13 protein-coding genes are annotated in these 12,772 nt (G+C 73.2%); 6 read left to right on the forward strand and 7 right to left on the reverse strand.

The features are described 5' to 3' along the window. The first annotated feature begins 74 nt into the window (after nt 1-74). The 3 genes from BM223_RS28790 to BM223_RS02500 all read left to right on the forward strand — a co-directional run bounded on the left by BM223_RS28790 (nt 75) and on the right by BM223_RS02500 (nt 4,732). Complete coding sequence (locus tag BM223_RS28790; RefSeq protein WP_158510231.1) at nt 75-227, forward strand: hypothetical protein; 153 nt, start codon at nt 75-77, stop codon at nt 225-227. A 67-nt stretch (nt 228-294) separates the two neighbouring features. Then, nucleotides 295-3,288, forward strand: a complete 2,994-nt coding sequence (locus tag BM223_RS02495) for a helix-turn-helix transcriptional regulator (protein ID WP_177235803.1) — start codon at nt 295-297, stop codon at nt 3,286-3,288. 25 nt (nt 3,289-3,313) lie between these two features. Then, nucleotides 3,314-4,732 (forward strand): cytochrome P450, encoded by a 1,419-nt coding sequence (locus BM223_RS02500; protein WP_235319060.1) that lies wholly within the window; start codon nt 3,314-3,316, stop codon nt 4,730-4,732. On the opposite strand, the gene BM223_RS02505 is transcribed toward BM223_RS02500, so the two are convergent. Further along, nucleotides 4,674-5,156, reverse strand: coding sequence for a hypothetical protein (locus BM223_RS02505; RefSeq protein ID WP_141267393.1), 483 nt, complete (start codon nt 5,154-5,156; stop codon nt 4,674-4,676). The two genes, BM223_RS02500 and BM223_RS02505, sit on opposite strands and share 59 nt — an antisense overlap. 138 nt (nt 5,157-5,294) lie before the next feature. On the opposite strand from BM223_RS02505, the gene BM223_RS02510 reads away from it, so the two are divergent. Genes BM223_RS02510 through BM223_RS02520 form a run of 3 tightly spaced genes read left to right on the forward strand, consistent with a single transcriptional unit; the run spans nt 5,295 to nt 6,766 of the window. Then, nucleotides 5,295-5,750 carry a MarR family winged helix-turn-helix transcriptional regulator gene (locus BM223_RS02510; protein WP_038681907.1) on the forward strand — a complete coding sequence of 152 codons (456 nt, stop codon included), beginning with the start codon at nt 5,295-5,297 and terminating at the stop codon, nt 5,748-5,750. Further along, nucleotides 5,747-6,388 carry a hypothetical protein gene (locus tag BM223_RS02515; RefSeq protein WP_052139042.1) on the forward strand — a complete coding sequence of 214 codons (642 nt, stop codon included), beginning with the start codon at nt 5,747-5,749 and terminating at the stop codon, nt 6,386-6,388. Before BM223_RS02510 ends, BM223_RS02515 begins: the two co-directional genes overlap by 4 nt. A 9-nt stretch (nt 6,389-6,397) precedes the next feature. After that, nucleotides 6,398-6,766: a VOC family protein gene (locus BM223_RS02520; RefSeq protein ID WP_038681905.1), complete on the forward strand. Its 369-nt coding sequence runs from the start codon at nt 6,398-6,400 to the stop codon at nt 6,764-6,766. A gap of 5 nt (nt 6,767-6,771) precedes the next feature. Here the strand turns inward: BM223_RS02520 and BM223_RS02525 are convergent, their stop codons facing one another. The 6 genes from BM223_RS02525 to BM223_RS02550 form a co-directional block, all read right to left on the reverse strand. Continuing rightward, nucleotides 6,772-7,929, reverse strand: coding sequence for a sulfotransferase family protein (locus BM223_RS02525; RefSeq protein ID WP_038681904.1), 1,158 nt, complete (start codon nt 7,927-7,929; stop codon nt 6,772-6,774). Beyond that, a complete protein-coding gene (locus tag BM223_RS02530; RefSeq protein ID WP_038681902.1) occupies nt 7,926-8,720 on the reverse strand; it encodes an SDR family oxidoreductase in 795 nt (264 codons plus the stop codon). Before BM223_RS02530 ends, BM223_RS02525 begins: the two co-directional genes overlap by 4 nt. Nucleotides 8,721-8,792: 72 nt before the next feature. Further along, nucleotides 8,793-9,740 (reverse strand): hypothetical protein, encoded by a 948-nt coding sequence (locus tag BM223_RS02535; protein WP_038681900.1) that lies wholly within the window; start codon nt 9,738-9,740, stop codon nt 8,793-8,795. A 76-nt stretch (nt 9,741-9,816) separates the two neighbouring features. Then, complete coding sequence (locus BM223_RS02540) at nt 9,817-10,482, reverse strand: Uma2 family endonuclease (RefSeq protein WP_038681898.1); 666 nt, start codon at nt 10,480-10,482, stop codon at nt 9,817-9,819. Nucleotides 10,483-10,664: 182 nt separating this feature from the next. Continuing rightward, nucleotides 10,665-11,843: a hypothetical protein gene (locus BM223_RS02545; RefSeq protein ID WP_038681895.1), complete on the reverse strand. Its 1,179-nt coding sequence runs from the start codon at nt 11,841-11,843 to the stop codon at nt 10,665-10,667. A gap of 5 nt (nt 11,844-11,848) precedes the next feature. Next, entirely contained in the window at nt 11,849-12,739 is an 891-nt protein-coding gene (locus BM223_RS02550; RefSeq protein WP_038681893.1) for a TIGR03619 family F420-dependent LLM class oxidoreductase, read from the reverse strand. Between the last annotated feature and the right edge of the window lie 33 nt (nt 12,740-12,772).

Raw genomic sequence — 12,772 nt, forward strand, 5'->3', positions numbered from 1 at the left:
TGAGGTAGGGGGAGGGGGTGCCTAAGGCGGTTGCCCGATGTGGGTGCCTACCTCAGACGACGAGTCTCTACGTCATGAGCAGCGACTACTTCACCAACGCAGAGAACACCTACCGCCGTCAGCGCGCCACCCGCGTGATGGCCGCCAGCCGGGCCGGCCGCAGCCGCTCGTCGTGGCTGCGCCGGATCGCGGCGACTGACCCCAGCGTCGAGCGCCGCTCCCGCTGAGCGCGGGAGCGCGCAGCACGTGACCGCGGTGAGCGCGGTGTCGGTCCGCGGCGCCATGATGGTGCCCGTGGCCGCACACAGCAGCCTGACCATGGTCGGGCGTGACGCCGAGCTCGCCGAGGCGAGCGCGGTGCTCGACGACGCCGTCCGCGCGGCCGAGACCGGCGCCCCCCACCGGGTGGTGCTCCTCTCGGGCGACGCGGGCGTCGGCAAGACCCGGCTGCTGCGCGCCCTCCGCGACCACGCCCTCGACCGTGACTGGCAGGTGCTGGCCGGCCACTGTCTCGACTTCGGCGACAGCGCGCTGCCCTACCTGCCGTTCAGCGAGGTGCTCGGCCGGATCGCGACCCAGCGGCCCGACCTGGTCGACGAGGTCGCCGGGCGGCACCCCGCGCTCGAGCGGCTCCGGCCGGGCCGGCGCACCCGCGCGGCGGGCGACGCCGACGTCGACGACCACCGCCGGGGCACCGACCGGGCCGACACCTTCGACGCGGTCCAGGCCGTGCTCGAGGCGGCGGCCGCCGAGGCGCCCGTCCTCCTCGTCGTCGAGGACCTGCACTGGGCCGACCAGTCCACCCGCGACATGCTCGGCTACCTCTTCACCCGCACCTTCGAGCAGCCCGTCGCGATCGTCGCGTCGTACCGCTCGGACGACCTCCACCGCCGGTACCCGCTGCGCCGGCAGGTGGCGGAGTGGTCCCGGTTGCCCCAGGTCGCGCGGCTGCCGCTGGCGCCGTTGCCCGAGACGGCCGTGCGGGCGCTGGTCCGCGAGCTCCAGCCGCGGGGTCTCGACGCGCGTGCGGTCAACCGCATCGTCGAGCGGGCCGAGGGCAACGCCTTCTTCGTCGAGGAGCTCGTCGCCTCCGGCCACTGCGCCGACGTCCCCGACGACCTCGCGGACCTGCTGCTGGTCCGGCTCGACCTGCTCGGCGAGGCCGCCCGTCACGTCGTCCGGGTGGCGAGCGTGGCGGGCCGGCGGGTCTCCCACGACCTGCTCGCCGGGACGGCCGACCTCTCGCCGTCCGCCTTCGACGACGGCATCCGCCAGGCGGTCGAGATGAACGTCATCGAGGCCGGCGGCGACCGCTACTCCTTCCGGCACGCCCTCCTCGGCGAGGCCGTCTACGACGACCTCCTCCCGGGCGAGCGGGTCCGGCTCCACGCGCGCTACGCCGACGCGCTCGCCGGCAACCCCGGCCTCGGCACCGCTGCCGAGCTGGCCCTCCACGCCCGCCGCGCCAACGACCTCGACCGGGCGGCTGCGGCCAGCGTCGAGGCCGGCGACGAGGCGATGGAGGTGGGCGGTCCCGACGAGGCGGCCGACCACTACCAGCAGGCCCTCGAGCTCCTCGAGGACGCCGCGCGCGCCGAGCGGCTCGGTCTCGACCGCGCCAAGGTCGTCGTCAAGGCCGCCGACGCGCTCACCGCCGGCGGCGACGCCCTGCGTGCGGCCCAGCTGCTCGGTGCCCAGCTGGACGCGACCGCCCGGCAGCCCGACGGCGTGCCCGACCCCGCGCGGGCCCGGATGCTCAGCCGCTATGCCGACATCCTGCTGATGACCGAGATCGCGCTCGACGCGGTCGCGCTCTCGGCCGAGGCGGTCGCGCTCAGCCCGGTGGGCGAGAGCATGCTGCGGGCCAAGGTCCTCGCGACCCACGCCCGGATCCTGGTCAGCTACCACCCCGACCGTGCCGACGAGGCCGAGGCGTTCGCGACCGAGGCGCTCGCCCTCGCCGAGCGCCTGGCGATGCCCGCGCTCACCGCCGACATCGTCACCACCCTCGGTGGGCTCCGGGTCAAGATCGCCGAGGGCGACGAGCAGAGCCGGCTGCGCGAGGCGCTGGTCGCCGCCGTCGACCACGCGGTCGCCGCGGGCGCGATCGACGCCGAGGTGCGCGGCCGGTGGCTGCTCGGCCGCTCCTACCAGGACACCGGCGACTGGGAGCCGTCCGTGCGCTGGTTCGAGTCCGCCGTCGGCGGCACCGACCGCACCGGCCTCGTGTGGGCGCCCTACGTCATCGACTCCCGCTGGCAGCTGACCTGGATCCGCTACGCCCTCGGCGACTGGGACGACGTGCTCGCGCTCGTCTCGGTCGTCGACGACCAGGCCGGACCCGACATCCCGCGCGGCATCCTCGAGCCGGCCCGCTACGCCGTCCTCAACGCCCGGGGGACCGCGCCCGACCAGGTCCGGACCGGCCTGGCCCGGCTCCGGCGGCTGTGGCGCGACGAGGGTGGGGTCGCCGTCTTCGCCGCCGGCGTCGAGATCGAGGTCGCGGCCGCCCGCAACGACGCCGCGACCGCGCTCACGACCTACGACGAGGTCATCGACGTCCTCTCCCAGATCTGGCACGACCACTTCGGCGGCCGGGTCCGGCTCGTCGCGAGCACGCTCGACGCCGTCGCCCGGGCGATGCCGCGCGCCAGCGCCGCCGAGCGCCGCGCCTTCCTGGCCCGTGCCGACCAGCTGCGCGCCGACAGCGACGCCGTCCTCGCCTGGCACCGCGAGCGGGCCAGCCCCTGGGGCCCCGAGGGACAGATGTGGGAGGCGCGCGTGCACGCCGAGCACCTCCGGGTGCGCTGGCTCGCCGGCGTCCCCGGTCCGCGCGACGAGCTGGTCGACGCGTGGACGGTCGCGCTCGAGCGGGCGGTCGCCTTCGGCCACGTCCCCGAGGAGGCCCGCATCCGCGCCGCCTCCGCCCAGATCCACCGGCTGCTCGGCGACTCCGCCCGGGCCCGCGACGAGGCTGCCGCGGCGCGGGCGCTCGCCGAGCGACTGGGCGCGCCCGGGCTGGTCGCCGACCTGGTCGGCGACGCCCCCTCCGCCGCTGCCGCCGCGGCCACCCCGGCCGGCGCGACCCCCGCCGTCACCCTGACCGCCCGCGAGCTCGAGATCCTCGCGCTCGTCGCCGAGGGCCGGACCAACGGCGAGATCGGCAAGCAGCTCTTCATCACCACCAAGACGGTGAGCGTCCACGTGTCCAACATCCTCGGCAAGCTCGGCGCCGCCGGACGGACCGAGGCCGCCGCCATCGCCCGCCGCGACGGCCTGTTGGACTGAGCTACCAGCGAGTAGCGTCGTCCTCGTGACGACCGAGGTCCCCGCACCCCCTGCCGACGACACCCTCGCGCTGACGATGCGGCGGTTCCGCCGGATGAGCGTCGTCGGCGGCCGCGACCTGCCGCGCGTACCGCTCGACCAGCTGCCGCCCGGGCCGCGCTGGCCGGCGCTGGTGCAGACGGTCGCGCTGATGAGGTTCCGGCACCAGCTCCACCCGTGGCTGCACCGCCGGTACGGCGACGCGTTCACCCTCAACCTCGTCCCCGGCGGCCGGCCGCTGGTGCTCTTCACCTCGCCGGAGGCGACCAAGGAGATCTTCGCGGGCGACCCCGAGGTGTTCCACGCCGGGCGCGGCAACGCCATCCTCGGCCCGATCATGGGGGAGCACTCGCTGCTCCTGCAGGACTCCGCCGACCACCACCGCGCGCGCAAGCTGCTCATGCCCGCCTTCCTGGGCCATGCGCTGCGCGGGTACCGCTCGCTCGTCGCCGAGGTCGCCGCCGCCGAGGTCGCCGGCTGGCGCGAGGGCGAGACCTTCCGGGCGCTGGAGCGGATGAACGCCCTCACCCTCGAGGTCATCCTCCGCGTCGTCTTCGGCGTCACCGACGAGAGCCGGCTGGCCCGGCTGCGGCCGGCTGTCAACCAGACCGTCGAGATCAGCCCCGCGATCCTGCTCGGCTGGGCGTACCCGCGCCTGCAGCGGCTCGGCCCGTGGCGTCGCACGGTCGACAACCAGGTCGAGCTCGACCGCCTGATGTACGCCGAGATCCGCGAGCGCCGCGCCGCGCACGACCTCGCCGAGCGGACCGACGTCCTGTCCCGGCTGCTGTCGGTGCACGACGACGACGGCGAGAACGGGCTCTCCGACGTCGAGCTGCGCGACCAGCTGGTCACCCTCCTGCTCGCCGGGCACGAGACGACCGCCTCGGCCCTGTCGTGGGCGCTCGCCGAGATCGGCCGCGACCCCGACCTGCGCGCCCGCGCGCGGCGCGCCGCCGACGAGGGCGACGACGCCTGGCTCGAGGCGGCGCTCAAGGAGTCGATGCGGCTGCACCCGATCATCCCCATGGTGGTGCGGACCCTGATGAAGCCCGCGACCGTCGGTGGCCGGGACCTGCCCGCCGGCACCACCGTCGGCCCCTCGATCATCGTCAGCCACCAGCGCGACGAGAGCTTCCCCGACCCCGACGTGTTCCGCCCCGAGCGCTTCCTCGGCCCGGCCGCGCAGACCCCGCCCCTCAACGTGTGGATCCCCTTCGGGGGCGGCGTGCGCCGCTGCATCGGCGCCGGCTTCTCGCTCATGGAGGGCGTCGAGGTGCTCCGCGCGGTCTTCCGCCAGTACGACGTCACCGCGGTCGGCACCGACGTGCCCAAGGTCCGCAACATCACGAGCGTCCCGCGGCGAGGGGCACGGATCCGGGTGCGTGCCCGGGCGCCGCGCTGACGCTCGGCACCAGCGTCGCGGCGACCTCCTCGAAGAGGTCGCCGTAGTCGGCGTAGTCGCACCGCGCGACCGACCCGGTCAGCGTCACCCCGACCCCGTCGACCAGCCAGGCCCACTGCTCGGCGACGACCTCCAGCGCGCCGTACCGGTGGCCGAGGCGTTGGTAGGCGACCGGCCGGCCGTCGAGCTCGAACCGGTCGTCGTCCTCGACGTCGAGGGCGTCGAGCTGGCTCGCGAGCGCCGCGACGGACTCGGCGCGCCAGCCGGCGAGGTCGCCCGCGACGGGCGTCGTGCGGACCACGAGCTCGGGCGCGAACCCGCTCGCCGGGGTCGTCGGCGCCCGGGCGAGCAGGACCAGGCCCTGGGCCGGGTCGGAGCGGGTGGTCCAGCGGTACGGGACGGCGAGGGTCACGGTGACGGTCATGGCAGCGGTGTGCGCGGTGCGCCGGCCGCCCAAACCAGGGGCCTCCGCGCCTGTGGACGACCGCCGCGACCGCCTGCGCCCAGCGACGCCGAGGTCCCCATTCTATGAATTAACTACATTGTGTAGTACCTTCACGACATGAGTCAGGGAGCCGACACACCCACCGCCGTCGACCAGGTGCTCGAGCTGGCCGTGCTGCTCAACCGGGACATGCAGCTCTCGTTCGAGCGCGACGGGCTCACCGAGGCCCGGGCGCGGCTGCTGTGGGTGCTGCGCGGGGGACCGGTCACCCAGCGCGAGCTCGCCGACGCGCTCGCGGTCACCCCGCGCAATGTCACCGGTCTGGTCGACGGCCTCGTCGCCACCGGGTACGTCGCCCGCGCCCCGCACCCGACCGACCGCCGAGCCGTCCTGGTCACCCTCACCGACGCCGGGAGCACGCTGCTGACCTCGATGGTCGAGGGCTACGCGGAGATGCACGACCTCCTCTTCGGGGGCCTCTCCGAGCGTCAGCTGCGCGACCTGCGCCGCTCGCTGGCGATCGTCAACGACCGGCTCCGGGCCCGGGTCGAGCAGGACTGGGGCGCGCCGTGAGCGCCCTGCGCACGATCGGCCGCTTCGTCCGGCTCGAGGTCCAGCTCTACGCGGCGCTCGGCCGCTGGCTGGCCCGGCGGGTCGACGTACCGGCGGGGGCGACGGGCTGGGGCTACAGCCGGATGGTGACGCCGGTGATGTGGCTGTGGATCTTCGGCTCGGCGTGCGAGCTCCCGATCGCCCACGTCCTCGTGCCGTGGGAGGGCGTCCGGATCGCGCTGCTCGTCGTCGGCGTGTGGGGCGTGGTCTGGATGATCGGGCTCCTCGCCAGCCTCAAGGTCTACCCGCACCTGGTGGCCGAGGCCGGACTGACGGTCCGCTACGGCAAGCTTGCCCGGATCGCGGTGCCGTGGACCGCCGTCGCCGAGGCCCGGTACGACGACCGCGACATCGAGGGCGTGGTCCGCACCCTGCGCACCCGGGAGAGCGAGGCCGGCACCGAGCTCTACGTCCCGGTCAACAACCGGGTCAACGTGGTGCTCGTGCTCGCGGAGCCGCTGCCGGTCCCCACGCCGCGGGGCGTCGTCCCTGCGGTGCTGCTCGGGATCTGGCTCGACGACCCGCGCGAGTTCGTCGCCGCCGCCCGCGCGGCGATCGCCTCAGCCGACTCCGCCGGTTCTGTCGGAGGGTCCGTCTAGCGTCGGTCCATGGCCATCGCACACAGTCCGCAATTCGTCCTCGACTGCCCCGACCCGCACGTCCTCGCCGAGTTCTACGGCGCCCTCCTGGGCTGGCCCTCGCGGGTCCACGAGCCCGGGGTGTGGATGTCGGTCTCCTCGGGCGACCACCGCATCCACTTCCAGCGCGTCGACGACGCCTACCGGCCGCCGTCCTGGCCGGGCCAGGACGTGCCCCAGCAGGTGCACCTCGACGTCGACGTCGCCGACCTCGACGAGGCCGAGGCGGCGGTGCTCGCGCTCGGGGCGACCAAGCACGAGCACCAGCCGGGGACGACGTTCCGGGTCTTCCTCGACCCCGCCGGGCACCCGTTCTGCCTGTGCCGCGAGGAGTCGTGAGGTGATCAGCGGGCGAACGACTCCCTTACCTCGTCCTCCGTGATGCCGTAGTCCGCGAGGTCGTAGTGGTGCGCGGGACGGCGCGGACCGCTGCGCGACTCCTCGTCGAGCTGGCGGACGGCACGCTGCGCCTCGGCGCTCCAGGTGAGCCCGAAGGCGTCGTAGATCGCGCCCACGGTGCCCACCGGGTCCTGCACGAAGCCGCGGTAGTCGACGTCGAAGAACTGGCTCTCGTCGGCCTTCTCCCGGGCCTGCCAGAAGGCGTCCCACTGCCGGGTGAGGTGCCCGAGCTGGTCGCGGCCGAGGGTCTCGCCGACGAAGGTCGTCGAGTGGCCGTCGGTCGCCTCGGCCGAGAGCGAGCAGGCCGACGCGACCGAGGTGACCGGGTCGCGCTGGGTCATCACGACCAGCGCGTCGGGGTAGACCTCGAGCAGCGCGTCGAGCGCGATCAGGTGCGACGGGTTCTTGAGCACCCAGCGCTTGTCCTGGTCGTTCAGCCCGATCAGCTGCAGGTTCTGGCGGTGCCGCTCGTACGCGTCGGTCCACGGCTGGGTGGCCAGCCAGCGCGAGTACTCCGGCACGTGCGCCAGCGACTCGAAGCCGAGCGACTTGCCGGTCTGGCGCAGCACCCGCCAGCACTCCTCCGGCTCGGTGGCGTCGGAGTAGTGGATGCCCATGAACTCCGGGTTCGTGATGTGGTGCTCCCGGAACGCCGCCTGCATGGCGTTGAAGATCGGGTCGTCCTCCCAGGTGTCCCGCGGCGGGCGCGGCTGGGGGAACTCGGTCAGCCACATCTCGAGGCCCTGGTTCGCCGGGTCGGCGCAGAGCAGCCGGCTCAGGGCGGTCGTCCCGGTCCGGGGGAGGCCGAGCACGAAGATCGGCCGCTCGATCACCACGTCGGCGTGCTGCGGGAGCTCGGTGAACCGCGCCTGGGTGAGCAGGCGGGCCACGAGCGCGCTCTTGACCTGCGAGCGCATGAAGTAGTTGCCGACCCCGGTCAGCCCGGCCTCCTCCGAGCCGAGGTCCTCGACCAGGATCCGGAACGCCTCCTCGTGCCCCGGCGCGTCGGCGAAGCCGAAGTCGGTCAGGCCGGTGGTCCGGGTCGCGGCCTCGCAGATGTCCTCGAAGCTGCCGACGTCCGCGCGCTGGCGGGGCTCGCTCATGCGTGGAACTCGCCGCAGTCGACGTTGAGCATCTGCCCGGTCACGGCCGAGGCGAGGTCGGAGGCGAGGAACAGGGTCGCCTTGGCGACCTCGTCGGGGGTGGCGAGCCGCTTGAGGTCGGTGGGCGCGGCCTTCTCGGCGTACACGTCCTCGTGGGTGCGGCCGGACTCCTGCGCGATCCAGTCGAAGTAGGCCTTGTTGACGTCCTCGTAGATGTACGACGGTGCCACGCTGTTGACCCGGATGCCTCGCGGCCCGAGCTCGGTGGCGAGCGACTGGGCCAGGTGCTCGAGGGTGCCCTTCGACAGCTTGTAGCCGGAGTACTCGGGCTGGCTGCTGTAGATGACGCACGAGTTGACCATGATCACCGAGCCGCCGATCTTGTCCTCGCTCTGCGCGAGGGCGTCGGCGAACAGCGACGAGAGCCGCAGCGGCGCGAAGACGTTGGTCTCGTTGGCGTTGCGCAGGCCGTCGAGGTCGAGGGTGCTGATCGGGTCCATCGGCGGGATGCCGAAGGCGTTGTTGATCAGGCAGTCCACCTTGCCGAACTCGTCGAGGGAGGCCTCGACGAGCGCCTTGCGCTGGTCCTCGTCGGTGATGTCGGTCGGGACGACGAGCGCCCGGCGCCCGTACGACCGGACCACCTCCGCCATCTTCTCGAGACGCTCCGGGGTGCGGCTCGCGAGGACGAGGTCGGCCCCCATCTTCGCCGCCTCCTCACCCAGGGAGCGACCGAGCCCCGGGCCGACACCGGACAGGACGACGACCTTGTCAGTCAGCAGATCCACCATGGCCGACACACTAGAACGTGTTTCAGTTTTGGGGAAGGGGGTGGCGCGAACCCGCTCCCGGCGGCTTGTCGTTCACAGCCCGGGCAGCGGCGGCGTGAACGCGAGCGGCACGGAGGGCTCGTTCCCCGCGACCTCGTCGTCGGGGTAGACGGCGGTCGCCACGTGGCGGACGCCGTCGAGCACCAGGGTGACCCGCGTGGTGAACGGGAATCCGCCCAGCCGCGCCGCCGCGCGGGCCACCTCATCGGGAGCACCGAACCACAGGTCGCCGACGCAGGAGCCCCGCCGGCGCTGGGCGGTGATCGTGGTGCGCCGGCCGTTGCCCGCGGTCACCTCGACCTGGGCGGTGGCGCGGCGCGGGGTCCGGTCGAGGCCCGACACCGACAGCTCGAGACCGTAGCTGTCGGGGCGCCCGTCGTGGTCGGCGATCAGTGCCAGCTGGGCGGCCGGCGTCGGCATCGGGCCCGCGGCCGGCGTCGTCCAGCGCACCTGGGCGAACATGTCGCCCCGGCCGGTCGCGAACAGTCCGACGTCGTACGTCGCCGCGGGGCCGAACGGCCGGATCCGGTACCACCCGCCGCCGAGGTCGTCGGCGGGCGCGGTCATCTGGCGCCCGGTGCAGGAGCGGCGGCCCTGCCGGCCGGGGCGCACCTCGGTCAGCGACACCTCCAGCCGGAAGCGCCGGACCGGGACGTGCACCAGCAGCTCGGCCGCCGACCCCACCTCCGGCGGCTCCGTGACGACGCCGTCGACGCACCCGCCGCCGTAGCAGTACGTGTGCGGGTGCAGGACCAGCTCGCGGGCGCCGTACCGGACCCGGAAGGGCGGGGGCGCCGTGATCCCCGGCCCGCCGCCCGGTGTCGGGCCCGCCGTCGGGCCCGCGGTGGTGGTCGCGGTGGCGGCCGGGGACGTGGTCGCGCCCGGCGCCGCCGCCGGCGCACGGCCGGCGGTGGGCACCTCCGTCCCGCAGCCGGTCAGGACGACCGTGAGCAGGAGGGCCGGTACGGCGAGCGGGCGCATGACGTTACGACGGACCTCGCGTCGCGCACGTTCCCTCCGTCCCGCGCACCTTCCCTATCTGCCTTCTCTCCGCGCCTCAGGGCAGCAGCGCCACCGGGTCGAAGCGCACCCGCACCGGTTCATCGACCTCGACCGTCTCGCCGGCCGTCCAGGCGCCGAGCTCGGCGTAGGCGTCGTCGTGCAGCACGTAGGCGATCACCCTGAGCGGGTCGAGCTCGATGCGCCAGAAGCCCGGGATGCCGGCCTGCGCGCACTTCTCGGCCTTGATCGTCCGGTCGATCGCGGCCGTCGTCGGCGATGCCACCTCGGCGACCAGGACCAGGGCCGACGAGGGCTGGGCGTGGGCTCGCCACTGGATCTCGTCACGCTTGACGACGCAGACGTCGGGGCCGACGGTGGTCGTCGGGGGATCGAGGGCGACGCCGATCTCGCGGACGGCGACGACCTCGTCGGGCAGCTGTGTCGTCAGGATCGAGCACAGCCGGTCGGCGGCCAGGTGGTGCAGGGGGTTCGCCTGCGCGTTCACCAGCAGGTTCCCGTCGATGACCTCGAAGCGGTTCGACTCGGGAAGCCCGTCGAGGTCGGCCTGGGTCCACGGAGCGAAGGTCCGCGGATGGGCGCGGACGACGAGGGTCCCGTCGATGATCTCGACGTCCCAGCCCTCGGGGAGGGCGTCGAGGTCGGCAAGGGTCCAGGGATCGGGGTGGTCCACGAGCAGCGCGAGCATCGGGTCGCCGTCCATTCGTCGAGTCTGACATCGGTTCGAGGCATGGACCAAGGCTCAGCGGGCTCGGGTCATCGACGAAATGCGACGGGTTCCGCCTGGGGACGACGACGCCGCCCGGCACGGTTGTGGACGGGCGGCGGTCGCTCAGGTGGCGCGTGGGTCGGGTGTGGCCTCGCGGCCGCGGGCAGCCCGACCGGTCAGCTGATCATCCGCCGCGCCACCGCCCGCTGCCGCGCGGCGATCCGCTCGGCGTACGCCTCGGCGGACAACCCGGTGCCCCCCGCCGACCCCTCGAGCCGCGAGCCGACCGAGGCCACCGGGACGATCTCGACGCTCGGCCCGTCAGCGGCGGTGAGCTCGCGCGAGAGCTGCTGCCAGCGCAGCATGATCGGGCCGGTCGGGTGGCCGGTGGTCTCGAGCCAGTTGGCGGTCGGCGCCGGGGCGCCGTCGACGACGCCCGGGGGCCGCTCGGAGATCACGAACCGGAAGCTGCCGTCGTCGTCCGCGACGGCCTGGGCCTTGGTGAGGGAGGTCTGGTGGGTCTCGTAGTCGGTGGAGGCGTACCAGTCCGAGCCGATCTGGATCGCCTGGTAGGCGCAGTCGTCGCAGCGCGGCACGGTCACGATCATCGCCTCGTCCTCGGCGAGCTCGTAGTGCCCGATCGAGGAGAACTGCGAGGACAGGCCGCCGGGGGTGGAGGCGGGCGCGGTGAGGGTGTTGACCGGCTCCTTGAACTGGAAGAAGTGGGGGAAGGCGAACCAGGTCTGGATCGAGCCGACGAGCGAGCGGGCGGCGACGTCGTACTTCTTGCGGAGCACGTCCTCGGTGAGCGGACGCCGGGCCTGGCCGAGGGTGTCGGTGCGCTCGATGGTGAGCGTCCCGCGGGCCTCGGTGTCCCAGTCGTTGAACACCTCGCGGACGATGAGCGTCTTCGCGCCGGGCTCGGCGACGTAGGTGAACGAGAAGGTGCCGTCGTCGGCGATCTCGAGCTCGCGGTCGTCGAACGCCATCAGGGAGGTGGCGGCCGACGAGGCGTTGTAGGTCCCGCCCATCACCTGGAACGACAGGTCGGCGGAGGTGCCCCGGCGTCCGCGGACGACGTACTCGACGCCCTCGCGCAGGTAGGCGTGGAAGTAGACGGCGTCAGGGTTGTCCAGGCCCTGGCGCGAGAACTGGTGGGTGGGGTTGATGAAGAGCGGCTGCTCGAGGTCGTAGTCGAAGGCCGTCTGCAGGGCCATCCGGATCCGCCCGGAGAGGTAGTCGTACCCCTCGAGCCGGTCGGCCTCGGTCTTGATGAAGGGGGCGTTCGCGATCAGCTCCTCGGCCTCGGCGATCGCGTCCTGGAGCGGCTTGGTCAGGCCCAGCGACTCGCTCATCCCGCTCAGCCGTTCGCCTTGGCGATGATGTTCTCGGCGTACTGCTCGAGGTGCTTGATCTTCGTCTCGAGCGGCTCGGTGTCGGGGCCCTTGATGTAGGGGACCCGGAAGCCGACGATGCAGTCCGTGACGCCCTTGTCCTCGAGGCGCTTGATGCCGTCGAGCGTGTAGGCGTCGTACGAGATGACGTGGACCTCGAAGTCGTCGCGGGTGTCGCCCTCCTCGGCCCGGATCTCGGCGAGGCGGGTGAGCAGGCGGTCGAGCTCCTCGCCGTCGCCGCCGGCGTGCATCCACCCGTCGCCCTTGCGGACGGCGCGCCGCAGGGCGGCGTCCGAGTGCCCGCCGACGAGCAGCGGGATCTTCTCGGTCGGGGCGGGGCACTGCTGGAGCGGCTCGATGTCGTAGAACTCGCCCTGGTAGCCGAAGAAGGTCGGCTCGTCGCCGGGCTGGGTGAGCCCGCGCAGGATGTCCATGCACTCGTCCATCCGCTTGCCGCGCTTCTCCCACGGCACGCCCAGGGCCGCGAAGTCCTCGGGCCAGGGGGAGAGCCCGACGCCGAGGCCGAGCCGGTTGCCCGACAGGAAGGCCAGGGACGACGCCTGCTTGGCGACGAGCACCGGCGGGCGGATCGGCAGCTTGAGCACGAACGGCGTGAGCCGCAGGCTGCTCGTCACCGCGAAGAGGTGGCTGCACAGGATGAACGTCTCGATGAACTGCTTGCCGAGCAGGAACTCGCGGTCCCCGGTATCGGTGTAGGGGTACTTCGAGTCGGACTCCTGGGGATAGATCAGGCTGTCCGCGATGGTCATCGACGTGTAGCCGGTCGCCTCGCAGGCCTGGGCGAGCGGAGCGTAGTAGTCGGCGTGGGTCATGCCCTCGGCAAAGGAGAAGCGCATTCCGCCACACTAGAACCTGTTCTAGATTTCTGC

The organism is Pimelobacter simplex, from assembly GCF_900114845.1.
Taxonomy (GTDB): Bacteria; Actinomycetota; Actinomycetes; order Propionibacteriales; family Nocardioidaceae; genus Nocardioides; species Nocardioides simplex.

What these genes read in the sequence shown, in the direction of transcription:
- BM223_RS28790 (WP_158510231.1), top strand. Translation starts at nt 75, where the DNA reads ATGAGCAGCGACTACTTCACCAACGCAGAGAACACCTACCGCCGTCAG.
- BM223_RS02505 (WP_141267393.1), bottom strand. Translation starts at nt 5,156, where the DNA reads ATGACCGTCACCGTGACCCTCGCCGTCCCGTACCGCTGGACCACCCGC.
- BM223_RS02510 (WP_038681907.1), top strand. Translation starts at nt 5,295, where the DNA reads ATGAGTCAGGGAGCCGACACACCCACCGCCGTCGACCAGGTGCTCGAG.
- BM223_RS02520 (WP_038681905.1), top strand. Translation starts at nt 6,398, where the DNA reads ATGGCCATCGCACACAGTCCGCAATTCGTCCTCGACTGCCCCGACCCG.
- BM223_RS02525 (WP_038681904.1), bottom strand. Translation starts at nt 7,929, where the DNA reads ATGAGCGAGCCCCGCCAGCGCGCGGACGTCGGCAGCTTCGAGGACATC.
- BM223_RS02530 (WP_038681902.1), bottom strand. Translation starts at nt 8,720, where the DNA reads ATGGTGGATCTGCTGACTGACAAGGTCGTCGTCCTGTCCGGTGTCGGC.
- BM223_RS02535 (WP_038681900.1), bottom strand. Translation starts at nt 9,740, where the DNA reads ATGCGCCCGCTCGCCGTACCGGCCCTCCTGCTCACGGTCGTCCTGACC.
- BM223_RS02540 (WP_038681898.1), bottom strand. Translation starts at nt 10,482, where the DNA reads ATGGACGGCGACCCGATGCTCGCGCTGCTCGTGGACCACCCCGATCCC.
- BM223_RS02545 (WP_038681895.1), bottom strand. Translation starts at nt 11,843, where the DNA reads ATGAGCGAGTCGCTGGGCCTGACCAAGCCGCTCCAGGACGCGATCGCC.
- BM223_RS02550 (WP_038681893.1), bottom strand. Translation starts at nt 12,739, where the DNA reads ATGCGCTTCTCCTTTGCCGAGGGCATGACCCACGCCGACTACTACGCT.